At 70.2% G+C, this 26,517-nt stretch carries 16 protein-coding genes; 8 read left to right on the top strand and 8 right to left on the bottom strand.

The genetic code is table 11. The annotated features are described in order from the left end of the window. Positions 1-53 precede the first annotated feature (53 nt). On the bottom strand, positions 54-2,564 hold the full coding sequence (locus AUL33_RS15395) for an extracellular solute-binding protein (protein ID WP_062210121.1): 2,511 nt from the start codon (positions 2,562-2,564) through the stop codon (positions 54-56). After that, positions 2,554-3,228, bottom strand: coding sequence for a response regulator transcription factor (locus tag AUL33_RS15390; RefSeq protein WP_062210006.1), 675 nt, complete (start codon positions 3,226-3,228; stop codon positions 2,554-2,556). The genes AUL33_RS15395 and AUL33_RS15390 overlap by 11 nt, the downstream gene beginning before the upstream one ends. A 241-nt stretch (positions 3,229-3,469) precedes the next feature. Here AUL33_RS15390 and AUL33_RS15385 point away from each other — a divergent pair, with 241 nt between their 5' ends. After that, positions 3,470-4,789: an NAD(P)H-dependent oxidoreductase gene (locus AUL33_RS15385; RefSeq protein ID WP_062210003.1), complete on the top strand. Its 1,320-nt coding sequence runs from the start codon at positions 3,470-3,472 to the stop codon at positions 4,787-4,789. 73 nt (positions 4,790-4,862) lie between these two features. Here AUL33_RS15385 and AUL33_RS15380 read toward each other — a convergent pair whose 3' ends face one another. From AUL33_RS15380 to exbB, 3 genes are read right to left on the bottom strand one after another with little or no spacing between them, the layout of a single operon-like run. Next, positions 4,863-5,870 carry an energy transducer TonB gene (locus AUL33_RS15380; protein ID WP_062210000.1) on the bottom strand — a complete coding sequence of 336 codons (1,008 nt, stop codon included), beginning with the start codon at positions 5,868-5,870 and terminating at the stop codon, positions 4,863-4,865. Beyond that, positions 5,867-6,352, bottom strand: coding sequence for a TonB system transport protein ExbD (gene exbD, locus AUL33_RS15375; protein ID WP_062209997.1), 486 nt, complete (start codon positions 6,350-6,352; stop codon positions 5,867-5,869). Before exbD ends, AUL33_RS15380 begins: the two co-directional genes overlap by 4 nt. A gap of 4 nt (positions 6,353-6,356) precedes the next feature. Then, positions 6,357-7,211, bottom strand: coding sequence for a tonB-system energizer ExbB (gene exbB / locus AUL33_RS15370; RefSeq protein WP_374754442.1), 855 nt, complete (start codon positions 7,209-7,211; stop codon positions 6,357-6,359). Positions 7,212-7,792: 581 nt separating this feature from the next. Here exbB and tkt point away from each other — a divergent pair. From tkt to AUL33_RS15335, 7 genes are all read left to right on the top strand, one after another. Then, the gene (tkt, locus tag AUL33_RS15365) at positions 7,793-9,895 is read left to right on the top strand and encodes a transketolase (RefSeq protein WP_062209992.1); all 2,103 of its coding nucleotides are present in this window, start codon (positions 7,793-7,795) and stop codon (positions 9,893-9,895) included. Positions 9,896-9,975: 80 nt separating this feature from the next. After that, on the top strand, positions 9,976-10,953 hold the full coding sequence (gene gnd, locus AUL33_RS15360) for a phosphogluconate dehydrogenase (NAD(+)-dependent, decarboxylating) (protein ID WP_062209989.1): 978 nt from the start codon (positions 9,976-9,978) through the stop codon (positions 10,951-10,953). Next, positions 10,950-11,804: a Cof-type HAD-IIB family hydrolase gene (locus tag AUL33_RS15355; RefSeq protein WP_202815308.1), complete on the top strand. Its 855-nt coding sequence runs from the start codon at positions 10,950-10,952 to the stop codon at positions 11,802-11,804. The genes gnd and AUL33_RS15355 overlap by 4 nt, the downstream gene beginning before the upstream one ends. A 111-nt stretch (positions 11,805-11,915) precedes the next feature. Beyond that, on the top strand, positions 11,916-15,704 hold the full coding sequence (metH, locus tag AUL33_RS15350; RefSeq protein ID WP_062209986.1) for a methionine synthase: 3,789 nt from the start codon (positions 11,916-11,918) through the stop codon (positions 15,702-15,704). Between the two features lie 122 nt (positions 15,705-15,826). Next, positions 15,827-17,122 (top strand): efflux RND transporter periplasmic adaptor subunit, encoded by a 1,296-nt coding sequence (locus tag AUL33_RS15345; protein ID WP_082652641.1) that lies wholly within the window; start codon positions 15,827-15,829, stop codon positions 17,120-17,122. After that, entirely contained in the window at positions 17,119-20,235 is a 3,117-nt protein-coding gene (locus AUL33_RS15340; protein ID WP_062209980.1) for an efflux RND transporter permease subunit, read from the top strand. The genes AUL33_RS15345 and AUL33_RS15340 overlap by 4 nt, the downstream gene beginning before the upstream one ends. Before the next feature lie 128 nt (positions 20,236-20,363). Then, positions 20,364-22,643 carry an NADP-dependent malic enzyme gene (locus AUL33_RS15335; RefSeq protein ID WP_062209976.1) on the top strand — a complete coding sequence of 760 codons (2,280 nt, stop codon included), beginning with the start codon at positions 20,364-20,366 and terminating at the stop codon, positions 22,641-22,643. Between the two features lie 199 nt (positions 22,644-22,842). Here the strand turns inward: AUL33_RS15335 and yjfF are convergent, their stop codons facing one another. Genes yjfF through AUL33_RS15320 form a run of 3 tightly spaced genes read right to left on the bottom strand, consistent with a single transcriptional unit; the run spans position 22,843 to position 26,377 of the window. Next, a complete protein-coding gene (gene yjfF, locus AUL33_RS15330) occupies positions 22,843-23,805 on the bottom strand; it encodes a galactofuranose ABC transporter, permease protein YjfF (protein WP_062209973.1) in 963 nt (320 codons plus the stop codon). After that, a complete protein-coding gene (locus tag AUL33_RS15325; protein ID WP_082652633.1) occupies positions 23,802-24,869 on the bottom strand; it encodes an ABC transporter permease in 1,068 nt (355 codons plus the stop codon). The genes yjfF and AUL33_RS15325 overlap by 4 nt, the downstream gene beginning before the upstream one ends. After that, positions 24,866-26,377, bottom strand: a complete 1,512-nt coding sequence (locus tag AUL33_RS15320) for a sugar ABC transporter ATP-binding protein (RefSeq protein ID WP_062209971.1) — start codon at positions 26,375-26,377, stop codon at positions 24,866-24,868. The genes AUL33_RS15325 and AUL33_RS15320 overlap by 4 nt, the downstream gene beginning before the upstream one ends. Positions 26,378-26,517: the final 140 nt, after the last annotated feature.

Genomic DNA, 26,517 nt, shown 5'->3' with positions numbered 1-26,517 from the left:
AGCCTCCCGGCCGTCGGGCGCGACCCTAGCGCGGCGGACCTGTCAAAAACCTGTCACGGGCGAACGGGCGGTGCGTCGGCTCCCGGCGGGTCGGGCACGCGGGGCGAGACGATCTCGTGCCAGGTGTCGAGGAAGCGGGCGCGGCGCTGCCGGTCGAGGCCGACGAGCAGCGAGGGGCTGAGCGCGATCGGCTGCACCGCGCCGCGACCGAGCGCCGCGATGCTCTCGCTCGTCCAGCGACCGGCCGAGCCCGGCACCACCGATCCGAGCGCGGCGGCGCCAGCGAGGATCGACTGTCCGGCCGGCGAGAGCGTGAAGTCGAGGAACGCTTCGGCAAGATCCGGGCGCGGCGCGCCCTGTGGAATGAGCATGGAGCGGGTGAGCACGAGCACGTAGTCGTCGGGCACCACGATGCCGATCGGCGCGCCGGCCTGCTGGCGGGCGAAGGCGTAGGATCCCAGGATGTTGTAGCCGATGGCGAATTCGCCGGTGGCGAGGCCGTCGAGAATGGCCGGGCTCGATCCGCTGAGGCGCACGTCGGTGCGCCCGAAGGCGCTGGCGAGACGCCAGAAATAGGACGAGATCGCCTGGTCCTGCGCGGCCAGGAGATAGCCGACGCCGCTGCGCGCGACGTCGTAGGTGGCGACCCGGCCGCGAAAGCGCGACGCCTCGCGCTCGAGCAGTTCGGCGAGTTCCAGGTGAGTGCGCGGCACCTCGCTCTCGGCAAGGCTCGCCGTGTTGTAGACGATCACGGCCGGCTCGAAGGAGAAGCCGAAAACCTCGGAACGCCAGGTCGCCCAGGGCGGGATCGCCGCCACGGCAGGCGAGGCGTAGCGGCGCGCGTGGCCGTCGTTGACGAGCTTGACCTGCAGGTCGGCGGCCGAACTCATCAGGATGTCGGGAACCGGCGATCCCCCGGCGACGAAGCGCTCGAAGATCGGCAGCGTGTCGCCCTCCTCGTAGGCGATCGCGACGTCCGGACGTGTGCGCTGGAAGCCTTGTGCGAGCGGGGCGAAGAGCGGCGTGTCGGTGGTGCCGGCGATGTGCAGCACCTCACGGGGGGTGCCGTCCGGCGCGGGATAGAAGGTTTCGGCCGCGTGGGCGGGCGTCGGCGGCGAAATGGCGCCTGCCAGCACCACGGCCAAGATCCCGAGCGCTGCCGCCATCGGACGCGCCCGCCGCTCCGCCGGCTCGGCCGACAGGGGCAGGCGCAGGCGAACCGTCAGCCCGCCGCCCGGCCGGTCTTCCAGCGCGATCGTGCCGCCCTGCGCCGCCACGACGCGCGCCACGATCGGCAGGCCGAGGCCGGAGCCGGCGATACCGGCCGACGCCGCGCCGCGCCGGAAGCGCTCGAAGACGAGCGGCCTCTCGGCGTCGCTGATGCCCGGGCCTCGGTCGCCGACGCGGATTTCGACGAGGCCGCCCGGCGTCGTCGCCACGTCGAGATCGACGGGGCCGTCGCTGTAGCGCAGGGCATTGTCGACGAGATTGCGCAGCATCTCGCGAAGGACCACGCGGTCGGCGTCGAGCCGCAGGTCCGCCGCCGCCGGGTCGGCTTGCAGCGTCACGCGGTCGGCGAGATCGGGGTCGAGGCGCTGAACGACCTCCCTCAGCGCGGCGGCGAGCGAGGTCGGGGCGCTCGCCGCCCTCGTCTCCAGCCGGTGCGAGATCGTCGCGTCCATCAGGAGCTGCGTCACCAGCTGGCTCGCCTGCACCGCGCCGTCGTGGATCCGCTCGACCTGTCGGCGGAGCGCCGCCACGTCGCGCTCGCCGCGCGCCACCTCGGCCTGCGCCCGCAGCGAAGCGAGGGGGGTGCGGACCTCGTGCGCCGCCTCGGCAACGAGCGATTCCAGCCGCTCGCGTGCCGTCGCGAGGCGCGCCATGAAGCCGTTGAGCGCGCCGACGAGCTGGGCCACCTCCAGCGGCGCCGGCAGGTCGACCGGCGCCAGATTGTCTGGCGAGCGTGAGCGCAGATGCCGCTCCAGCGACAGGAGCGGGGCGAAGACGCGGCCGATGCCGAACCAGAGCAGCCCCAGCGCCAGCGCCGTCATCGCCAGGACGGGCACGATGGCGTTGCCGAAGATCTCGCGCGCCAGGGCGTCGCGCTCGCCGCGCGTCTCGGCGACGCGGATCGTCACCCAGCCCGTGCCGTCGGCGGTGGAAACGAGGCGCCCGACGCTGGCGACCCGCACCGGCTCGCCGCGATAGGCGAGATCGGCGAAGACGGCGTCGTCGTCGGCGGCCGGCGGCAGGGCGCCCGCGAGGTCGCCGTAGCCTGTGACCTCCGCGCCAGAGGGGGCCTTCACCGAATAGAAGATCCGGTCCTGCCCCGAGAACATGGCGAAGGACGCGAGCGGCAGCTCCACCGTCACCGTGCCCTCTTCAAGCTGCACGGCGCCGGCGATGGTGAGCGCGGAGGCCGCGAGCAGGCGGTCGAAGGCGCGGTCCGAGGCGCGGGCGGCATAGTCGCCGATGAAGGCGACGAGCGCGAGCGCGGCGAGGAGGAGCAGCCCCGTCGCGGCGACGAGGATGCGCCGGCGGATCGACACCGCCCTAGCCGGCATCGCGGACCCGCGCGACATAGCCGGCGCCGCGCACGGTGCCGATCTCGACGGAAGAGCCCTCCAGCTTGCGGCGCAGGCGCGAGACGTAGAGTTCGAGCGCGTTGGTCGAAACCATTTCGTCGAAGGAGAAGAGCTGCGCCATCAGCTGCTCCTTCTGCACGACGGCGCCGGGCCGCGAGAGGAGGATCTCAAGCAGCCGGAACTCGCGGCGGCCGAGATCCACCGAGCGGCCCGCCACCGTCACCGCATGGCCGGCGAGATCGACGGCGACATTACCGAAGACGCCGACGCTCGTGGTCTGCCCGGCGGGACGGCGCAGCAGCGCGCGCAGACGGGCCTCGAGCTCTCGCAGGTCGAACGGCTTCACCAGATAGTCGTCGGCGCCGAGATCCAGGAGGCTGATCTTGTCGTCGATCTCCGAGCGCGCGGTGACCACCAGCACCGGCACGGCCGAGCGGGCGCGCCGCAACTCGGCGATCACCGACAGCCCGTCGCGGCCGGGCAGCGTCAAATCGAGGATGACGGCGTCGAAGCGCTCATGGGCGCAGGCCTCCAGCGCGTCCTCGCCTGACCGCACCCATTCGACGGAATGGCCGGCATTGCGCAGATGCCGGTTCACGGCGTCGCCGAGGCCTTCATTGTCCTCGACGAGAAGCATGCGCATGGCGAACCGGCCGGGAATCGAAGGAAGAAGGGGTCGAAGACGAGAGCATAGGCGGGGAGGGAGGCTTTTCAAACGGTTCGATGGGCGGTCCGCGTCGCAGGTGGACCGGTTTTCTTCGGCAGAGTTTGCGCCTTGGCTGTTGATCCCCTCGCCCAAGACCCACTATCCCTGCCGCCAAAGCCCTCATGGCGTCGGTCTCCGGCGTCGCCAAGGGCATCGGGATCGGGAAGGCGTCAGGCACATGAACAGCATCGCGAAGGTCGGGCTCGCCGCCGAACTCCTGGCCTATGCAGAGCGCAACGGTCCCGTCACCGTCGGGCTGGCGGGCGCGGGCCAGATGGGCACCGATCTCATGGTGCAGCTTCTGCTGATGCCGGGCGTGCGGCTCGGCGCGGTGTCGACCTCGAAGCCCGACAAGGCGACGCAGACGCTCGCCTTTGCCGGCTACGACGCGGCGGACGTGGCGCGCGCCGGGACGCCGGCTGCGGTCGACGCCGCGATCGAGGCGGGGCGCGTGGCGCTGGTCGAGGACTTCCGCACCTTCTGCGCCGCGGGGCGGATCGACGTCGTGATCGACGCCACGGGCAGCCCGAGCGCGGGCACCCGCATCGCGCTCGACGCGTTTCGCAACGGCAAGCACGTGGTGATGCTGAACGTCGAGGCCGACATCACGATCGGGCGCTATCTCGCGGCCGAGGCCAAACGCGCCGGGGTCGTCTACACGGGTGCGGCGGGCGACGAGCCGCATGCGACGCTCGAACTCATCGGCCTCGCCCAGTCGCTCGGACTCGACATCGTGGCGGCCGGCAAGGGCAAGAACAACCCGCTCGACTTCAACGCCGTGCCTGCCGACTACGAGGAGGAGGCGGCGCGGCGCCAGATGAACGCGCGCATGCTCGTCGAGTTCGTCGACGGCTCGAAGACGATGGTGGAGATGACCGCCATCGCCAATGCTACCGGCCTCGTGCCCGACGTTCCCGGCATGCACGGGCCGAATGCCACGTCCGAGGATCTGGCGCAGGTTCTCTGCACGCGAGAGGACGGCGGCATCCTGTCGAAGCCCGGCTGCGTCGACTATTCGATCGGGCGGGGCGTCGCACCCGGCGTCTTCTGCATCGTCAAGCCGCGCCATCCGCGCGTGCTTGAGCGCATCGCCGATCTGAAAGTCGGACCCGGCCCCTGCTTCGCGCTCTATCGGCCCTTCCACCTGACCTCGATCGAGGTGCCGCTCTCGGCGCTTCACGCGGTGATGAAGGGCACGCCGCACATGGAGCCGCTGGAGCGGCCGGTGGCCGAATGCATCGCGGTGGCCAAGCGCGATCTGGCGGCAGGCGAGACGCTCGGGCGCATTGGCGAGACCCAGTATCGCGGCTTCGCGATGACCTGGACCGAGGCGCGCGCCGCGCGTGGACTGCCGCTGGGTCTGGCCGAGCAGGCGCGGGTGACACGGCCGGTGAAGGCGGGCGAAAAGCTGACCTACGCCAATTGCACCCCGGACGAGACGCTGGAGGTGACGCAGATCCGAGGGCGTCTCGACGAGGCCGACGCACGTTTCGCGTAGGCTGAGATCAGGTAGGAACGGCGGACCGGCAGAGAGCGCGGGGACGAGCCCGCCCGATCCCCAAGCGCTCCGATCACTTGTAGCGGATGGGGATCGTCACGTTCGTCGCTTCTCCGCTCGGGTTGGGCGGAAACGGGCTGGCCCGCTGGACGACCGACAGGGCGGCCTGATCGACCATCGCATTCCCCGACGAGGAGACCAGCCGGATGCCCGTCGCCGCCCCGCTGGCGGTGACCCGGAATGCCACCGTGGCCGTCCCCGAACCGCGGATCGACCGCGTGAACCGGCGTACGCGAGCGTTGAGCTGCGCACGCCAACGTTGCTCGTCGTTGGCCGAAACCCTCGGCTTGGCACCTTGTGAGGCATTTGCGGCGGCGCTCGCGGTTGAAGCGCGAGAGGGCGGCGGCGCGGCCTTGCGCTCGACGCGCGGCCTGACCTCGCGCCGAACCGGTGTCTCCCGTTGCTCCGGCGGCCGACGACGCTCGGTTACCTGCGGCTCCGGCGGCGGGGCCGGACGGGCGCGCGGAACCGGCGCGTTGATGACGGCCTCCGCAGGCTGCTCGGTCAACGGCAGCTCCGGCGGCGGCACCTCGGGTGGCGGCTCGGGTACCACGGGCTCTGGCACGACCGGTTCGGGCGGCAACGGCTCGGGTACCACCGGTTCGGGCGGCAGGGGCTCGGGCGGCGGCGGAACGGGCTCCGGTACTGGCTCTGGTGGGGGCGGTTCGGGCGGAAGCGGTTCGGGCGGCGGCGTCACCTGCGGCTCGGGCTCGGGTTGCGGCTCCGGCGTGGGCTCGGGCGGCACCGGCTCTGGTGGCACGGCCTCCGGCACCGGCTCGGCCTCGGTTGGCGGCGTCTCGACGGCGGGCGCGGCCGGCGCGGCTTCGGCGGGGGGCGCGAGGTCGATGAAGATCGGCGCCTCCGGCACGCCCTGCGGCGGCGCGGCGACGGGCGGCATCTGCACGAAGAACCAGGCGGCGGCCGCATGTGCGGTCAACACGGCCAGCGCCGCGACGCCCCAGCGCATTCCGCCCAGCCAGCCGCCGGGCTTCTCCCAATCCTGCGGGTTGGCGGTGCTCATGGCTGCGGCGGCGATCCGGCGGGAGCGGCGGACGAAGGCGCGGCGGCGGGTGCGCTCCCGGGCGCGGCGTTCTCGAGGCCGACGAGCGCGATCTTCAGATAGCCGGCATCGCGCAGCGCGTTCATGACTTCCATCAGGTCGCCATAGGCGACGGCCCCGTCGGCGCGCAGGAAGATGCGCTCCTCGCGGTTGGCCCCGGTGCGAGCGTCGAGAACGGCACGCAGCGTTTCCTTCGACACCGGCTCCTCGCCGATCACGAGGTTGAGGTCGTCCTGCACGGTCAGATAGAGCGGCTCGTCCGGGCGTTCCTGCGGGCGCGCGTTCGAGACCGGCAGGTCCACCGGCACGTCGACGGTGGAGAGGGGGGCCGCCACCATGAAGATGATGAGCAGCACCAGCACGACGTCGATGAAGGGCGTGACGTTGATGTCGGCGACTTCGCCGGTGTCGTCGTCGTCGCCGGACTTGAGACTGACCCCCACGGGATTACTCCGCCGCCTGCAGCGAGGGACGCCCGCCCGCCGGGCGCGCCGCGAACTTCGCCCGGTCGAGATCGCGCGACAGGTGCTGGAGGACGCCGGCCGAGGCGTCCGAGAGCACCGCCTTGTAGCCGGCGATGGCGCGGGCGAATACGTTGTAGATGATGACCGCGGGGATGGCCGCGACGAGGCCGATGGCGGTGGCGAGCAGCGCCTCGGCGATGCCGGGGGCAACCACGGCGAGGTTGGTCGTGTTGGCCTGGCTGATGCCGATGAACGAGTTCATGATGCCCCAGACCGTCCCGAACAGGCCGACGAAGGGTGCCGTCGAGCCGATCGTGGCGAGAAGGCCGGTGCCGCGTGTCATCCTGCGTCCGGCGCGCGCCTCGATCCGGTGCAGCGCGGCGGCCGCGCGCTCCTTCACGCCGTCGGCCGGCAGGTCGGCCGATTTCGCCCGTTCCTCCACGGCGGCCCGCACGAGCGCGGCCACCGGACCGCGCCGCCAGCCGGCGGCGTCCAGCCCGTCCGGCGCCGGCAGGCCGGCGGTCGAGCCGAGACGCTTGACACCTGCCAGCGCCCGGCGCTTGGCGGCGGCCAGTTCCAGCACCTTGGCGAGCCAGATCGTCCACGTCACCAGCGAGGCGAAGGCGAGGCCCAGCATCACCGCCTTCACGACGTAGTCGGCGGCGAGGAACATGCCCCAAGGCGACAGGTCGTGCGGCAACGCGCCCGTGGCGGCGGGCGCTTCGTCAGCGGCGGGGACCTCGCCGGCCTCGATGGGGCTCGTGACTTCGAGCGACGGGGCGGCGGCGGGCGCGGTCTCCTGCGGTGCGCCGACGAGGGCGGGGGACGATGGGGCCATCGCCGGCGCGGCCGCAGAAGAGGGGTTTGAGGCCGGCGGTGCGGCAGGCGCCTCCGAGGCGGAGGGCACAGCGGGCTGCGCGACAGGGGCCGGGGCCACGGGCGCGACGGTGGCCGGCGCTCCGAAGCCTGCCTCCTGCGCGGACGCGATCGCGCCTGAGGCAAGCAGGATCGCGGCGGCGACCGCGAGGATGCCTCGACGGCCGCGGATCATGCGGTCCGCCATGGGACCCCGGAATGACAGTGCCTTCATGGCGAACCTTCCACAGCCGAGCGGGGCCAGGGATGCGGCTGGAAGGCCGAGGCCTTCCCCATGTCGATGGGGCCGCGCACCGCGCTCGTCAAATCATGACTTCTTAATTCATGTTTCCATATGCGACAGCGGGTAAAGGCGGCAAGCCTTAATATTTCGGCGGGGCTGCCCCATCGACATGACGAAGCCGCGCTCCACCATAGGAGCCAGTCAGTTCGGCGCCGCGATCATCCCGGACGGGGAAGCGCCCGCGCCGAACCAGTGCGGCCGGCCCTTTCCTTTCGATCCCCGCAAGGCCGGGCCCGACGAGACGCGAAGAGGACGATCCGATGAGCGCGGTCAAATCCGTTTCCCCCCACGACACCGGCGAGGCCGGCGATGCTTCCGGTCAGCTGGCCGTCGACACGATCCGCACGCTGGCGATGGATGCCGTGCTCAAGGCCCATTCTGGCCATGTCGGCGCGCCGCTGGGTCTTGCCGTGGTCGGCCATACGCTCTGGTCGCGCTTCCTGCGCACCGATCCCGATCAGCCGGACTGGCCGAATCGCGACCGCTTCGTGCTCTCGGTCGGCCACGGCTCCATGCTGCTCTATGCGCTGCTGCATCTGGCGGGCGTCAAGGAAATCGACGCCGACGGCGCTAAGACCGGCAAGCCGGCGGTGTCGCTGGAGGACATCGAGCAGTTCCGTCAGCTGGGCTCCAAGACCCCCGGCCACCCCGAATACCGGATGACCACCGGCGTCGAGACCACCACCGGGCCGCTCGGCCAAGGCTGCGGCAACTCGGTCGGCATGGCCATCGCCGAGCGCTATCTCGCCGCGCACTACAACCGGCCGGAGGCGACGGTCTTCGACCACGACGTCTACGTGCTCTGCGGCGACGGCGACCTGATGGAGGGCGTCGCCAGCGAGGCGGCTTCGCTCGCCGGGCACCTCAAGCTGTCCAACCTCTGCTGGATCTACGACAACAACCACGTCTCGATCGAGGGCAACACCGAGCTCGCCTTCTCCGAGGACGTCGCCGAGCGCTTCCGCGGCTACGGCTGGAAGACGCTCCACGTCGCGGATGCCAACGACGCCGAGGCGATCGCGAAGGCGATCGCCGAGTTCCGCGAGACCGACGACCGGCCGACGTTGATCGTCGTCGACAGCATCATCGGCTACGGCCTGCCGAAGCAGCAGGGCACGGCGGCGGCCCATGGCGAGGCCTTCGACGCCGAGGACGTGAAGGCCGCCAAGCGCTCCTACGGCTGGCCGGAAAGCGAGAGCTTCCGCGTTCCCGAAAGCGTGACGCAGGCCTTCCAGGCGGCGGTCGCGGGGCGCGGCCGGCCACTGCGCGAAGAGTGGGAGCGCAACTTCGCCTCGTATCGCAAGGCGCATCCCGATCTCGCCGACGAGATCGACCTGATGCGGCAGGGCAAGCTGCCGAAGGGCTGGGACGCTGATTTGCCGAGCTTCGAGGCGGACGCCAAGGGCGTCGCCTCGCGCGATGCCGGCGGCAAGGTGCTGAACGCCATCGCCGAGAAGGTCCCCTTTCTCATCGGCGGTTCGGCGGATCTGGCCCCCTCGACGAAGACGAAGCTGACGTTCGAGGGCGCCGGCTCCTTCGAAGCGGGGTCCTATGGCGGGCGCAACCTGCATTTCGGCATTCGCGAGCACGGGATGGGCGCGGTCGCCAACGGCATGGCGCTGTCGTACCTGCGCTCCTTCACCGCCACCTTCCTCGTCTTCTCCGACTACATGCGCCCGACCATTCGCCTCGCCGCGATCATGGAAGTGCCGACGATCTTCGTCTTCACCCATGATTCGATCGGCGTCGGCGAGGACGGCCCGACGCACCAGCCGATCGAGCACCTGGCCTCGCTCCGCGCCATCCCCGGCCTCAACACGATCCGCCCCTGCGACGCCAACGAGACGGTGGAAGCCTGGAAGGTCGCGATCTCGCAGACACACGAGCCGACCTGCCTCGTCTTCTCGCGCCAGAACCTGCCGACGATCGACCGCACGAAATATGCGGGAGCCGATGGCCTGCGGAAGGGCGGCTACGTGCTGGCGGGATCGCCGGACGAGACGCCGGAGGTGATTCTCATCGGCACGGGTTCCGAAGTCTCGCTCTGCCTCGCCGCGCACGAGAAACTCACAGCGGAAGGCGTCAGGTCGCGCGTCGTCTCGCTGCCCTCGTGGGAGCTGTTCGAGAAACAGGAGGACGCCTACCGGGACAGCGTGCTGCCGCCGGAGATCATGGCGCGTGTTGCCGTGGAGCAGGCGGGTTCGCTCGGCTGGGATCGCTACACCGGGGCCAAGGGCGCCAAGATCACCATGTCGACCTTCGGCGCCTCCGCGCCGCTCGCCAAGCTGCAGACGAAATACGGTTTCACCCCCGATCATATCGCCGAGGCCGCCAAGCAGCAGATCGCGGCCCGCCGCGCCTGAAGTCTTCCATCCCGACACTGCCGGCGGCCGACGGGAGGCGGCGGCCGGCCTCCCGTTTCCCACCATCGAAGAGACGTTTCATGCAGATCGCAATCATCGGCCTCGGCCGGATGGGCGGCAACATCGCCCGCCGCCTGATGAAGAACGACCACGAGTGCCTCGTCTACGACCGCTCGGCTGACGCCGTCACGGCGCTGGCGGGCGAGGGCGCCGTGCCCGCCGCCTCGCTCGGTGAGCTCGCCTCGAAGTTTTCCGGCCGCAAGGTCTTCTGGGTCATGCTGCCGGCGGGCGAGCCGACCGAGGCGACGATCCGCGATCTCGCCGGCGTCTGCGCCAAGGACGACGTGATCATCGACGGCGGCAACTCCTTCTACAAGGATGACATCCGCCGGGCGAAGGACCTGGAGCCCAAGGGCATCGCTTACGTGGATGTCGGCACGTCCGGCGGCGTCTGGGGGCTCGAGCGCGGCTACTGCATGATGATCGGCGGCCCCGAGCAGACGGTGCGCGATCTCGACCCGATCTTCGCGGCGCTTGCGCCCGGCTATGGCGACATCGCCCGCACCCACGGGCGCGACGCGCCCGACGATCGCGCCGAGCGTGGCTATATCCATGCCGGCCCGGCCGGTGCCGGCCATTTCGTCAAGATGGTCCACAACGGCATCGAATACGGCCTGATGCAGGCCTATGCCGAGGGCTTCGACATCCTCAACTCGAAGAACGCGCCGCACCTGCCGGAGGGCGAGCGCTACCAGCTCAACCTGCCCGATATCGCCGAGGTCTGGCGTCGGGGCTCGGTGGTCTCGTCGTGGCTGCTCGATCTCACGGCCGACGCGCTGGCCTCCGACCACGATCTCAAGCGCTTCTCCGGTCAGGTCGCCGACAGCGGCGAGGGGCGCTGGACGATCGACGCGGCGATGGAGGAGGCGGTGCCGGCCCACGTCCTCTCGGCGGCGCTCTACGCCCGCTATCGCTCGCGCTCCGACAACACGTTCGGCGACAAGCTGCTCTCGGCCATGCGCTTCGGCTTCGGCGGCCATGTCGAGATCCCGCAGTGACGGTTCTTCCCGAGAGCGCCGCGCGCATCCGCCTCGTCGTATCCGACATCGACGGAACGCTGGTGCGCAACGACAAGTCGCTCGCCGACGAGACGGTAGCGGCGATCCGCCGGGCGAGGGCGGCGGGCATCGCCTTCACGGTGATCTCCGCCCGCCCACCGAGCGGGCTCGTCGATCTCGCCGGCCGGATCGAGATCACCGACGAGCCGATCGGCGCCTTCAACGGCGGCGCGCTGTCGCGCCGCGACGGGTCGGTGATCGCCTCGCACCGCATTCCCGAGCGTGAGGCGCGGCGGGCGGTGGAGATGCTGGATGCAGCCGGCGTCACGGTCTGGCTCTTCGCCGCCGGGAAATGGCTGGCGCGCGAGGATGCCGACGCCTCGCCGCACGGCGCGCGAGAGCGCCTGGCTTCCGGCCTCGCGCCGACACGGGTCGAGGATTTCGGGCCGTGGCTGGCGGCTGCCGACAAGATTTCCGGCGTCTCCGACGACCATCCGCTGATGCGCCGGCTGGAAGGCGAGGTTGCTGCCGAGATCGGCGCCGACGCCACCGTGGTGCGCTCGCAGGTCTACTTCCTCGACGTTACCGCCAGGTCGGCCAACAAGGGCGATGGCGTCGCCTTCCTCGCCGAGGCGATGGGGGTGCCCATGGCTGAGGTCGCCGTCCTCGGCGACATGCCGAACGACGTGCCGATGTTCCTGCGCGCTGGCCTGTCGGTGGCGATGGGGCAGGCGCCGGACGAGGTGCGCCGGCATGCCACCCTGACGGGCGCCACGAACGAGGAGAACGGCGTCGCGCGGTTTCTGGATGCCCTCGTGGAAGCGCAGTCGGCGGCGCGCGAGCCGGCCTGACGCCCGCCTCGCCAAGGCTTGCGGAATGATATAAGGATCTCCTTATATGATGGGGCGTGCGGCCGGCGCTAGAGCCGGCGGCGCGCCCCCCCAATCTTCCCGAGGGTTTCCATGAGTCTCGTCAGCGACCGCCTGTTCGCCTCCGCCGCCGGACAGCGCGACGATGTCTGGACGGCGCTGCGCAAGGCGACCAGCGAGCGCATCCTCATCCTCGACGGGGCGATGGGCACGCAGATCCAGGGCCTGGGTTTCGGCGAGGAGCATTTCCGCGGCGACCGGTTCGGCGCCTGCGAATGCCACCTCCAGGGCAACAACGACCTCCTCGTCCTGACGCAGCCCAAAGCCATCGAGGACATCCACTTCGCCTACGCGATGGCCGGCGCCGACATTCTGGAGACCAACACCTTCTCCGGCACGACGATCGCGCAGGCCGACTACGAGATGCAGGCGGTGGTCTACGAGCTGAACCGCGAGGGCGCGGCCGTGGCGCGCCGCGCCGCCATCCGCGCCGAGGCGGCGGACGGGCGTCGCCGCTTCGTCGCCGGCGCCATCGGCCCGACCAACCGCACCGCCTCGATGTCGCCGGACGTCAACAATCCCGGCTACCGAGCCGTGACCTTCGACGAATTGCGCATCGCCTATGGCGAGCAGGTGCGCGGTCTTCTCGACGGCGGCTCCGACATCATCCTCATCGAGACGATCTTCGACACGCTGAACGCCAAGGCGGCGATCTTCGCCACCGAGGAGGTGTTCCGCGAGGCCGGCGTCACCCTGCCGGTGATGATCTCCGGCACGATCACCGACCTGTCGGGCCGCACGCTCTCGGGCCAGACGCCGACCGCCTTCTGGAACTCGGTGCGCCATGCCAAGCCGTTCACGATCGGCCTGAACTGCGCGCTCGGCGCCGAGGCCATGCGCCCGCATCTCGCCGAGATCTCGGGCGTCGCCGATACGTTTGTCTGCGCCTATCCCAATGCCGGCCTGCCCAACGAGTTCGGCCAGTACGACGAGAGCCCGGAGGCGATGGCCCGGCAGATCCGGGGCTTTGCCGAGGAGGGTCTCCTCAACGTGGTGGGCGGCTGCTGCGGCTCGACGCCCGAGCATATCCGCGCCATCGCGGACGCGGTGGAGGGGCTCGCGCCCCGTCGCTTCTCGAAGGCCGCGCCGGTCATGCGCCTGTCGGGCCTCGAGCCCTTCGCGCTGACGAAGGACATTCCCTTCGTGAATGTCGGCGAGCGCACCAACGTTACCGGCTCGGCGAAATTCCGCAAACTGATCACCGCCGGAGACTATGCGGCGGCGCTCGATGTCGCGCGCGACCAGGTGGCGGCGGGCGCGCAGGTCATCGACATCAACATGGACGAGGGCCTGATCGACTCGAAGGCCGCGATGGTCGAGTTTCTCAACCTCGTCGCCGCCGAGCCCGACATCGCCCGCGTGCCCGTGATGATCGACAGTTCCAAGTGGGAGGTGATCGAGGCCGGGCTGCAATGCGTGCAGGGCAAGCCGATCGTCAACTCGATCTCGATGAAGGAGGGCGAAGAGGCTTTCCTGCATTACGCCCGGCTGGTGCGCGCCTATGGCGCGGCCGTCGTCGTCATGGCCTTCGACGAGGCCGGGCAGGCCGACACGTATGAGCGCAAGGTGCAGATCTGCACGCGCGCCTACGAACTGCTCACGAAGGAAGCGGGCTTCGCGCCCGAGGACATCATCTTCGACCCCAACGTCTTTGCCGTGGCCACCGGCATCGAGGAGCATGACGGCTACGGCGTCGCCTTCATCGAGGCGACGAAGACGATCCGCGACACGCTTCCCCACGCCCATATCTCGGGCGGCATCTCCAACCTCTCCTTCTCGTTCCGCGGCAACGAGCCGGTGCGCGAAGCCATGCACGCGGTGTTCCTCTACCATGCGATCCAGGTCGGCATGGACATGGGCATCGTCAATGCCGGCCAGCTCGCGGTCTACGACACGATCGACCCCGAGCTGCGCGAGGCCTGCGAGGACGTCGTCCTCAACCGGGTGCCGAAGGGGGAGGGAACCGCCACCGAGCGCCTGCTCGACATCGCCCAGCGCTACAAGGGCACGGCGGGCCGCGAGGCGCAGGCCAAGGACCTCTCCTGGCGCGAGAAGCCGGTGGCCGATCGTCTCGCCCACGCGCTCGTCAACGGCATCACCGAGTATATCGATGCCGATACGGAGGAGGCGCGGCTCGAGGCCGTCCGCCCGCTCCACGTCATCGAAGGCCCGCTGATGGCCGGCATGAACGTCGTCGGCGACCTCTTCGGCGCCGGCAAGATGTTCCTGCCGCAGGTGGTGAAGTCGGCCCGCGTGATGAAGCAGGCGGTGGCCCATCTCCTGCCCTTCATGGAGGAGGAGAAGCGCCAGCGCATCGCGGCGGGCGGCGCCGAGGAGCGTCGCAACGCCGGCAAGATCCTGATGGCGACGGTGAAGGGCGATGTCCACGACATCGGCAAGAACATCGTCGGCGTCGTGCTCGCCTGCAACAATTACGAGGTGATCGATCTCGGCGTCATGGTTCCGGCCGCCAAGATCCTGCAGACGGCGCGGGACGAGAAGGTCGACGTGATCGGCCTTTCCGGCCTCATCACGCCCTCGCTCGACGAGATGGTGCACGTGGCCAGCGAGATGGAGCGCGAGGGCTTCAAGATCCCGCTCCTCATCGGCGGGGCGACGACGAGCCGCGTCCACACGGCGGTGAAGATCGACCCGCGCTATTCGAAGGGCCAGACGGTCTACGTCACCGACGCCTCGCGCGCCGTCGGCGTCGTCTCCAGCCTGCTCTCGCCCGAGCAGCACGACGGCTATGTCGAGGGCATCCGCGCCGAGTACGAGAAGGTGGCGGCCAACCACGCGCGCTCGGAGGCCGAGAAGCAGCGCTTTCCGATCGCGCGGGCGCGGGAGAATGCCGTCAGGATCGACTGGGCCGCCTACCAGCCGCCGCGCCCGAGCTTCCTGGGCACGCGCACCTTCGACGACTGGGATCTCGCCGACCTCGCGCGCTATATCGACTGGACGCCCTTCTTCCAGACCTGGGAGCTGAAGGGCCGCTATCCCGCGATCCTCGACGACGAACGCCAGGGCGCCGCCGCGCGCCAGCTCTTCGAGGACGCGCAGGTCATGCTGGCGCAGATCGTGGAGGAGAAGTGGTTCCGGCCGCGCGCCGTGATCGGCTTCTGGCCGGCCAACGCGGTGGGCGACGACATCCGCCTCTTCACCGACGAGACGCGGGCCAGCGAGCGCGCGACGCTCTTCACGCTGCGCCAGCAGATCGCCAAGCGCGGCGACCGGCCGAACGTCGCGCTCGCCGACTTCGTGGCGCCGGTGTCGTCGGGCAAGGGCGACTATGTCGGCGGCTTCGTGGTGACGGCCGGCATCGAGGAGGAGGACATCTCCAACCGCTTCGCCAAGGCCAACGACGACTATTCGGCGATCCTCGTGAAGGCGCTGGCCGACCGCTTCGCCGAGGCGTTCGCGGAAGCCATGCACGAAAAGGTGCGGCGAGAGTTCTGGGGCTATGCGGGCGACGAGGCCTTCGCGCCCGAAGACCTCGTGGGCGAGCCCTATCGCGGCATCCGCCCGGCGCCGGGCTATCCCGCCCAGCCCGACCACACCGAGAAGGCGACGCTGTTCGAGCTTCTGGATGCTGAAGGCGAGACCGGCGTCAAGCTGACCGAAAGCTTTGCCATGTGGCCGGGCTCGTCGGTCTCCGGGCTCTATCTCGCTCATCCCGACAGCTATTACTTCGGCGTCGCCAAGGTCGAACGCGATCAGGTCGAGGACTACTCCGCCCGCAAGCGGATGCCGGTCGGCGAAGTCGAGCGCTGGCTCGGGCCGATCCTCAACTACGTGCCGGTGCGCGCGGAGGCTGCCGAATAGCCCGTCTGCGTTGCATTGCGGGAATTTAAGGGAGCCTTCGCATTGAAGGCGTTGCCCCGTGGCGTAGAACGGTGGAAGCGGCGTGTCGGACATCGGGTCGGTCTGCCGTGGGGACGGCCGGCATGCGTCGATGGATTGTTCTCGTCCTCTGCCTCGTCATTGCCGGCGGCTGGTACGAGCGCGAGCGGATCGCGCCTTATGCGCCTGCGCCTCTCGCAGCTTGGCTGACGTCGGCCGAGCCGGCCGGGACGGGGCACGGCGGCGGCGGACCTGCGCGGCGCGGATCGGGCGGCCCCGTCGCCGTCAGCGTCGCGACTGCGCAAGGCGGCTCGCTGCCGATTCTGCGGACGACGGTGGGCTGGGTGCGCCCGGTCGCCTCCACCGTTCTCAGCACCGAGACCACCGGCATCGTCACCGAGATCGAGGAGCGCGACGGCGCGCGCGTGAGGCGCGGCGATCTTCTCGTGCGCCTCGACGACCGGGCGGCGCGCGCGCTGGTGGATAAGGACGAGGCGGCGATCGCCCGCGATCAGTCGACGCTCGATGCCGCCAACGCCTCGCTCAACCGTATCCAGCGGCTCGTCCAGTCCGGCGCCAACACGCAGCAGGCCGGCGACGACGCCACGACCGCCGTGCGCAGCGCCACCGCCAGCCTCAATGTCGACCGCGCCACGCTGGAGGCCGACAAGGTGGCGCTGGCCAAGACCGAGATCCGCGCGCCCTTCGACGGTCGGCTCGGCGCCATCGCGCTCTCGGTCGGCGCTCTGGTGACGCCGGGCACCGCCATCGTGACGCTGACGCAGGACACGCCCGTCTATGCCGAATTCTCGCTGCCCGAAAGCGATCTCGACCTCCTGCACGGGGCGCTCGAAGCCGGGACGCTGACGGCCAAGGCGATGCCGGCCGGCGCGCGGGCGATGGCGGGCGAGGGGCCGGTGGTCTTCATCGACAATGCCGTCGACCAGAATTCCGGCACGATCCGCCTGCGCGCGCTCCTGCCCAACGAGGCCCGCGCCTTCGTGCCGGGCCAGTCGATCTCGGTGGAGGCGCGGGCGGGAACCCGCGACGGGCTGGTGATCGTGCCCGGCGTCGCCGTCGAGCCACGCGACGACGGGTCGGTCGTGACGGTCGTCAAGCCTGACGATACGGTCGAGATCCGCCCCGTCGAGGTCGCCCTGCGGGTCGGCGACCGGGCGGGCCTCTCGGCCGGGCTGGCGGCGGGCGAGCGGGTCGTCGTCGAGGGGCAGGGCGCCCTGTCGCAAGGCGCCGCCGTCAGCGTCAAGCCCGACGATGCTGCGCGGCCTTCCGAGGCCACGCCGGCTCCGGGCGGCGACACCGGCACGGCACCGGCATCGGGCGCGCCGGACGCCGCCAAGCCGCTGCCGGCCACGGCCTCGCGCGGAGGGGATGCGACGTGAGCATTTCCACCCTCTTCATCCGCCGCCCCGTCGCGACGCTGCTGCTCTCGCTCGCCGTGATGCTCGGCGGGATCGCCGCCTATCGCCTGCTGCCGGTCGCCAGCCTGCCGCAGGCCGACTATCCCACCGTCAACGTCTCGGCGCAGCTGGCCGGCGCCTCGCCCGACACGATGGCGAGCGCGGTGGCGACGCCCCTCATCAAGCAGTTCGAGACCATCGCCGGCATCGACACGATCTCGGCGCGCTCCTCGCTCGGCAACACCAGCATCACGCTGCAGTTCGACCTCTCGCGCGACATCGATGCCGCCGCCGCCGACGTGCAGGCCGCCATCGCGCGGGCCACGCGCCAGCTGCCCGACAATCTCACGACGCCGCCCTCCTACCGCAAGGCCAACCCCGCCGATGCGCCGGTGCTGCTGCTCGCCCTCGTCTCCGACGGGGCGCCGCTGACGAAGATCGACGACATCGCCGAGAACGTCGTCTCGCCGGCGCTCTCCACCGTCTCGGGCGTGGCGCAGGCGCAGGTCTACGGCGCCAAGACCTATGCGGTGCGCGTCAAGGTCGATCCCGCCAAGCTCGAAGGGCGCTCGCTGTCGATGGCCGATGTCGCCTCGGCGCTGAAGTCCTCGAACGACCAGACCCCGGTCGGCACGATCCAGACCGCGACGCAGACGCTGACCGTCGATGCCCCGACGCAGCGCACCAGCGCCGCCGAATTCCGCACTCTCGTCATCGCCCGCTCGAACGGCCAGTCCGTGCATCTCGAAGACGTCGCCGACGTCGTCGACAGCGTCGACAACCTGCGCCAGGGCTCCTGGCTCGACGGCCGGCCCGCCATAGTGCTCGCCGTGCAGCGCCAGCCCGGCGCCAACACGGTCGAGGTCGTCGATGCGATCAAGGCCAAGCTGCCGGAGATCGAGGCCAGCCTGCCGGCCTCCATGCACATCCAGCCGACGAACGACGCTTCCACCTCGATCCGGGCAGCCGTCGAGGACGTGCAGTTCACGCTGATGCTGACGATCGCGCTCGTCGTGCTGGTGATCTATCTCTTTCTCGGCCGCGTCTCGGTGACGCTCATTCCCGCGCTCGCCGTGCCCCTGTCGCTGGTGGCCACCTTCGCGGCCATGTACGGGCTCGGCTACTCCATCGACAATCTCTCGCTTCTCGCCCTGACGCTGTCGGTCGGCCTCGTGGTCGACGATGCCATCGTTATGCTGGAGAACATCGTTCGCCACACCGAGGAGGGGATGCGCCCCTTCGAGGCCGCGCTGAAGGGCGCGGGCGAGGTGTCGGGCACCATCGTCTCCATGTCGCTCTCGCTCGTCGCGGTGTTCCTGCCCATCCTGCTGATGGGCGGCGTCGTCGGCCGCGTCCTCGTCGAGTTCGGCATGGTGGTGACGCTCGCCATCCTCGCCTCGGCCGTGGTGTCGCTGACGCTGACGCCGATGCTCGCCGCCCGCCTGCCGCATGCGGCGCCGGCGACGCGCGGCGTCGCCTTCCAGTTCTCGCGCGGCTTCGACCGCGTCACCTTGGGCTACGGCCGTGCGGTGGACTGGTGCCTGCGCCGCAAGGGCTTCGTCTTCGCGATCTTCGTGCTCTCCTTCGCCGCCTCGGCCGTGCTGATGGCCGACCTGCCGCGTTCCTTCTTTCCGCAGGAGGACACTGGCCTCCTGACGATCTCGACGCAGGCCCGGCAGGACATTTCCTACGACGCCATGTCGGCGCTGCAGGCCAAGGCCGCCGCGCTCGTTTCGGCCGACCCGGCCGTCCTCCACGTCACCTCGACGCTCGGCGCCGGACCCGGCGGCTCCGCCCCCAATGCTGGCAACATGTTCGTGCAGCTGAAGCCCAAGGACGCGCGCCCGCCGCTCGACCGGACGGTCGCCTCGCTGCGCAGGAGTCTCGCCGAGATCCCCGGGCTCAAGAGCTTCCCGACGCCGGTACAGAGCCTGCGCTTCGGCGGTCGCTCCTCGCAGAGCCAGTATCAGCTCGTGGTGCAGTCGCTCGATGCCGCCGCGGCGCGCGACTGGTCGTCGAAGCTCGAAGGCGCGCTGCGCACCGACCGCGCTACCTTCTCGGATGTCGCGACCGACCTGCAGGACGACGGACTTCAGGCCCGCATCACGGTGGATCGCCCGCGCGCCGACGCGCTCGGCGTCTCCGCGACGGCGCTGCGCGCGGCGCTCGAAGCCGGCTTCGGCACGCTCACGGCGACGCAGATCCAGTCCACCGGCAACAGCTACGACGTGATCCTCGAATATGACGAGGGCTTCCAATGGGACGAGGCGGCGCTGGAGGCGATCCGCGTGCCGGCCGGCGGTGGCACCCTCGTGCCGCTGGCGAGCTTTGCCACCGTCACCCGCACGGCCGGCCCGGTCACGGTCAACCAGACGGGCCAGCTCACCTCCGTCACCCTCTCCTTCAACCTGCCCGAAGGCGTCTCGCTCGGCACCGCCACCGCCCGCGTCACCGCGATCGAGGCCGAGATCGGCCTGCCCTCCACGGTCTTCACGGCCTATGCCGGCACCGCGCAGGTCTTCCAGCAGGCCACCGGCAATCTCGGCCTCCTCATCGGCGCGGCCATCCTCACGATCTTCATCGTGCTCGGCATTCTCTACGAGAGCTTCCTGCACCCGCTGACGATCCTCTCGGGCCTGCCCTCGGCCGCGCTCGGCGCGCTCGCCTCGCTGGCGCTCTTCGGCTACGACCTCTCGATCATCGCCGTGATCGGCCTTCTCATGCTCATCGGCATCGTCAAGAAGAACGCGATCATGATGATCGACGTGGCGCTGGAGCTGCGGCGCGACGGCACGCACGATGCGGAAGGGGCGATCCGCGAGGCCGCCGTGCGCCGCTTCCGCCCGATCATGATGACCACCTTCTGCGCGCTCCTCGGCGCGCTGCCGATCGCGCTGGGCTCCGGCGCGTCGTCCGAGCTGCGCCAGCCGCTCGGCGTCGCCGTGGTCGGCGGCCTCCTCGTCAGCCAGGTGCTCACCCTCTTCATCACCCCCGTCATCTTCGTCTTCGTCGAACGCTTCGCCGGCTTCCTGCGCACGCGCTTCGGCGGTGCCCCTGCGGGCGCTTCCCCGGGCGCTCCCGCACCCGCCGAGTAGGGCCGGGCCCGGCCCGTCCATGCCGCGCCGCACCATGAACGCCGGTTGACGCCGCGCGCGGGGCTGGCGAAACAGGGGGCTCGAAGGAAGGCCGCCGGGGTTCGCGCGGTCCCGAGCGAGGGCAGTTCATGGCCGACGAGAACCGACGCAGCGGCATCCGCACCACGCCGGAGGAGGCGCTGGCCTTCCACGCCGAGGGGCGGCCGGGCAAGCTGGAGATCACGCCGACCAAGCCGATGGCGACGCAGCGCGATCTCAGCCTCGCCTACTCGCCGGGCGTCGCGGTGCCGGTCAACGCCATCGCCGCCGACCCGTCCAAGGCGTTCGACTACACGACGCGCGGCAACATGGTCGCCGTGATCTCGAACGGCACGGCCATCCTCGGCCTCGGCAATCTCGGCGCGCTTGCCTCCAAGCCCGTGATGGAAGGCAAGGCGGTGCTGTTCAAGCGCTTCGCCGACGTCGATTCCATCGATCTCGAGATCGACACCGAGGATCCCGACGAATTCATCGCCGCGGTGCGCTATCTCGGGCCGTCCTTCGGCGGCATCAATCTCGAGGACATCCGCGCCCCCGAATGCTTCATCATCGAGCAGCGCCTGCGCGAGCTGATGGACATTCCCGTCTTCCATGACGACCAGCACGGCACCGCGATCATCGCCGCCGCCGGCATCATCAACGCCGCGCACCTCACCGGCCGCGAGATCAAGGACATCAAGCTCGTCTGCAACGGCGCCGGCGCGGCGGGCATCGCCTGCGTCGAGCTCGTCAAGGCGATGGGCGTCGCCCACGACAACGTCATCCTCTGCGACACCAAGGGCGTCATCTACCAGGGCCGCACCGAGGGCATGAACCAGTGGAAGTCCGCGCACGCGGCCAACACGCCCGCCCGCACCCTGACCGAGGCGCTGGTCGATGCCGACGTGTTCTTCGGCGTCTCCGCCAAGGGCGCGCTGACGCCCGAGATGGTGAAGGCGATGGCGCCGAACCCGATCATCTTCGCCATGGCCAATCCCGACCCGGAGATCACTCCCGAGGAGGCCCATGCGATCCGCGACGACGCGATCGTGGCGACCGGGCGTTCGGACTACCCGAACCAGGTCAACAACGTCCTCGGCTTCCCTTACATCTTCCGTGGCGCGCTCGACGTGCGCGCCACGCAGATCAACGACGCGATGAAGATCGCCGCCGCCAACGCGCTCGCGGCGCTGGCGCGCGAGGACGTGCCCGATGCCGTCGCCTCCGCCTACAAGGGCGCGGGGCGGCCGAAATTCGGGCGCGACTACATCATCCCCGCGCCCTTCGACCCGCGCCTCATCACTCACATTCCCGAGGCGGTGGCCCGCGCCGCGATGGAATCGGGCGTCGCACGCAAGGACATCGCCGACTGGGACGCCTATCGCAACCAGCTGGCCTCGCGCCGCGACCCCACCGCCGGCACCTTCCAGAACATCTTCGCCAAGCTGCGCCAGAGCCCGCGCAAGGTGGTCTTCGCCGAAGGCGAAGAGGAGCAGGTGATCCGCGCCGCCGCCTCCTACGTGGCGCAGGGGCTCGGCCGTGCCGTGCTCGTCGGCCGCGAGGATCGCATCGAGGAGACTGCCCGCTTTGCCGGCGTCGAGCTGAAGGACGGGATGGAGATCCAGAACGCCAAGCTCTCGACGCGTACGCAGGCCTATTCCGAGCATCTCTACGCCCGCCTGCAGCGCGAGGGCTACCTCCAGCGCGACTGCCATCGCCTCATCAACACCGACCGCAACCACTTCGCCGCCGCCATGGTGGCGCTCGGCGATGCCGACGCCATGGTCTCGGGCCTCACCCGCAACTACTCGGTGGTTCTGGAAGACGTACGCCACGTCATCGACCCCAAGCCCGGCCGCGCCGTGATCGGCATTTCCATCGTCATCGCCAAGGGTCGCACCACCTTCGTCGCCGACACCGCCGTCCACGACATGCCGAGCGCCCAGCAACTCGCCCGCATCGCCATCGAGGCCGCCCGCTTCGCCAAAAAGCTCGGCCACACGCCCCGCGTCGCCTTCCTCGCCCATTCCACCTTCGGACATCCGCCCTCGGAGCGGTCCGAGCGCGTACGCGAGGCCGTCGGTATCCTCAACCAGAACAGCGTCGACTTCGAATTCGACGGCGAGATGGGCGCCGACGTCGCCCTCAACCCCGAGCTGATGGCCGCCTATCCGTTCTGCCGCCTCACCGGACCCGCCAACGTCCTCGTCATGCCCGCCTTCCACTCCGCCTCGATCTCCACCCGCATGGTGCAGGAACTCGGCGGAACCACCGTCATCGGTCCCGTTCTCGTCGGCCTCGACAAGCCCGTCCAGATCGTCGGCCTCGGCGCCAAGGACACCGACATCGTCAACATGGCCGCCTTCGCGGCGTTCTCGGCCGGCGAGTAGCGGTGAGATGTGGGGGCGCTGCCCCCACGCCCCTGCCAAGGGCCTGAGGCCCTTGGAACCCCATCACTTCCATCGATGATTTGGGAGGGCCGCCGGCCCTCCTAAATCATCGATTCAAAAGAAGCGGGGGTCCGGGAGTGTCAGCCCTCGGGCGGGGCACGGGGCGGCAGCCCCGCCATCCCACCCGCGACACGCCGGCTCAGGCCGCGGCGGCCAGGCTGGTGCGTTGGGTGAGGCCGCGCTGGAGGGTGATGAAGGCGAAGAGGAGGAAGCCGATGGCGATCTTCGTCCACCAGGAGGAGAGGGTTCCGTCGAAGACGATGTAGGTCTGGATGAGGCCGGAGATGAGGACGCCGACGAAGGTGCCGGCGACGAAGCCGACGCCGCCGGTGAGGAGGGTGCCGCCGATGACCACCGCGGCGATGGCGTCGAGTTCGACGCCGACGGTGGCGAGCGAATAGCCCGACGAGGTGTAGAGGGCGAAGACGACGCCCGCGACGCCGGCCAGCAGGCTGGAGAGGGCGTAGATGCCGACGGTGACGCGGGCGACGGGCACGCCCATCAGCTCGGCCGAGGTCCGGTCGCCGCCGAGCGCGTAGACGTAGGTGCCGAAGCGGGTCTTGTGGGCGATGATCATGCCGAGGGCGAAGACGGCGAGCATCACCATGGCGACGAAGGTGAGGCGCCCGCCCGAGGGGATCACCCAGTAGAGCTGCTTGAGGGCGTCGAAGGCGGGATGATCGATCGGCACGGATTCGGTGGTGAGGAGGTAGCAGCCGCCCCGCGCGAGGAACATGCCGGCGAGCGTCACGATGAAGGGCGGGGTCTGGAGGTAGTGGATCATCGCGCCCATACCGGCGCCGAAGAGCGCGGTGACGACGAGGATCGCGGGGATCATCAGGTAGGGATGGAAGCCGTCGCGGATGGTGACGGCGAGGAAGACGCCGGTGAAGGCCACGACGGAGCCGACCGAGAGGTCGATGCCGCCCGACAGGATCACGAAGGTCATGCCGACGGCGATGACGCCGAGAAAGGCGTTGTCGGTGAGGAGGTTGGCGGCGACGCGGGTGGTGAGGATCGCCGGAAACTGCATCGAGGACAGGGCGAAGGCGAGGACGAAGACGCTGACCGTGACGGCGAGCGGCAGGAAGCGGGCGTTCATCGGCCGGGCACCTCGTGGCTGGGAGTGGGGCGGCTGGAGGTGGGGGACATCGTCCGGGGCCGTGCGGCGGGCGGCGGCGGCGAGGCGGCGGAGCGGAAGGCGCCGGCGGCCCGGGCGAAGGCCGGCGACTGGAGGACGAGGATCAGGGCGATCAGCACGGCCTTGAGGATGAGGTTCATCTCCGGCGGAAAGCCCGAGAGGAGGATGCCGGTGTTCATCGCCTGGATGATGAGGGCGCCGACGAGCGAAAGCAGGATCGAGAAGCGCCCGCCCATCAGCGAGGTGCCGCCGATGACCACGGCGAGGATCGCGTCGAGCTCCAGCCAGAGGCCGGCATTGTTGGCGTCGGCGCCGCGGATGTCGGCGGCGGCGATGACGCCGGCCACCGACGCGCAGAGGCCCGAGGTCATGTAGGCGGCGAACAGCATCGCCTTGGCGTCGATGCCGGCCAGCGCCGAGGCGCGGCGGTTGATGCCGGTGGCCTCGATGAGGAGGCCGAGAGCGGTGCGCCGCACGAGGAGGATCGCCAGGAGCGCGACGGCGAAGGCGATGACCACGGGCATCGGCAGGCCGAGAAACGAGCCGCCGCCGATGAAGAAGAGCACGGGATCGTTGAAGGTGACGATGGTGCCGGAGGTGACGAGTTGGGCGATGCCGCGCCCGGCCACCATGAGGATGAGCGTCGCGATGATCGGCTGGATGTCGAGGACGGCGACGAGAAAGCCGTTCCAGAGCCCGCAGACGAGGCCGACGCCGAGCGCGGCGAGGATCACCAGCGGCACCGGATATCCCGCGACGGTGAGCGAGGCTGCGACCGCGCCCGAGATCGCCATCGTGGCGCCGACGGAGAGGTCGACGCCCTTCGTGGCGATGACGAGCGTCATGCCGATGGCGAGCAGCATCACCGGCGCGCCGCGGTTGAGCACGTCGATGAGCGGCCCGTAGAGCCGGTCGCCGCGCAGCGCGAGATCGAAGAAGGAGGGAAAGACCAGCCAGTTCGCCGTCAGGACGACGGCGAGCGCCAGGATCTGGGGCAGGGCGGAGCGGAGGCGGGAGAGGATCATGCGCGGGCCGGGGCGTCGGTGCCGGCGATCGTTCGCATGATCGCGGCGGGATTGATCTCGTCGCCGACGAGGTCGCCGAGATGGCGGCGATCGCGCAGGACGCGCACGCGCTGGGAATAGGTGGTGATCTCCTCGAGCTCGGAAGAGATGACGAGCATCGCCATGCCGTCGGCGCAGAGGGCCTCGATGAGGCGCACGATCTCGGCATGGGCGCCGACGTCGATGCCGCGGGTGGGTTCGTCGAGGATGAGGAACTTCGGCTCGGTGGCGAGCCAGCGGGCGAGGATCGCCTTCTGCTGGTTGCCGCCGGAGAGGAGCTTGATCGGCTTCTCGATGTCGGTGGTGCGGATGTCCAGCGCCTTCACGAAGCGCTCGGAGATGCGCACCTGCTCGCGCATCGGCAGCGGCTTCGTCCAGCCGCGTCGGGCCTGGAGGGCGAGGATGATGTTCTCGCGCACCGAGAGATCGCCGACGATGCCCTCGACCTTGCGCTCCTCCGGGCAGTAGCCGAAGCCGGCCGCGATGGCCGCGCGCGGGTTGGCGAGGCGCACGACCTGGCCGTCGACGAGGGCCTCGCCCGAGTCGGCGCGATCGGCGCCGAAGACGAGGCGGGCGGTCTCGGTGCGCCCGGAGCCGAGAAGCCCGGCGACGCCCACGGCCTCGCCGGGGCGGATCTCGAGGTCGAAGGGCTCGACGGAGCGCTTGCGGCCGAAGCCGCGGAAGGCGACGCGCGGCGGACCGCCCGGGGCCGTGGCCCGCACCGGATGCGACACCGCCTCGGTCAGCTCGCGGCCGAGCATCATCGTCACGATCTCCATCTGCGAGGTCTCGGCGATGGCGCGCTCGCCCACCAGACGGCCGTTGCGCAGCACGGTGGCACGGTCGCAGACCGAGAAGACCTGATCGAGGAAATGGGTGACGAAGAGGATGGCGAGGCCTTGGTCGCGCAGGCGCCGCATGGCCTTGAACAGCGTCTCGACCTCGGCGGCGTCGAGGCTGGCGGTGGGCTCGTCGAGGATCAGCACCTTGCCCGAGACGTCGACGGCGCGAATGATGGCGATGAGCTGCTGCACGGCGACGGAGAGCTGGCCGAGCGTGGCGGAGGGGTCGACGTCGAGCCCGTAGCTTTTGAGAAGTTCGCGCGAGCGCCGGCGCATGGTGCGCCCGTCGGTGAAGCCGAAACGCATCGGCTGGCGGCCGAGGAAGAGATTCTCGGCGACCGAGAGGTTCGGCAGGAGGTTGACCTCCTGGTAGACGGTGCCAATGCCGAGGGCCTGCGCCTCGCGGCTGTCGGTCGGATGGATCTCGGCCCCGTCGAGGCGGATCGTGCCGCCGTCGCGGCGGTAGATGCCGGTGAGCGTCTTGATCAGGGTCGACTTGCCGGCGCCGTTCTCGCCGAGCAGCGCGTGGATCTCGCCGGCGCGTAGGTTGAGATCGACGCCGGCGAGCGCGGTCATGCCGGCAAAGCTCTTGCCGAGATCCTGGATGACGAGAAGCGGTTCTGGCATGGGCGGATCCTCTCACGCGGGCCCGGGCGGCGGGTCGTCGCGGCGATCGGGCGGCTTGTGGCTCTCAACACCGGGCCGCTTCAAGCGGGACGGGGGAGGCACGGCGCGGGGGGCGGAAACGACAAGGGGCGGGGACGGGC

The organism is Aureimonas sp. AU12 (assembly GCF_001463705.1).
Lineage (GTDB): Bacteria > Pseudomonadota > Alphaproteobacteria > Rhizobiales > Rhizobiaceae > Aureimonas.
Note: the sequence above shows the minus strand (reverse complement) of the source record. Positions and strands in the feature narration are given on the sequence as shown.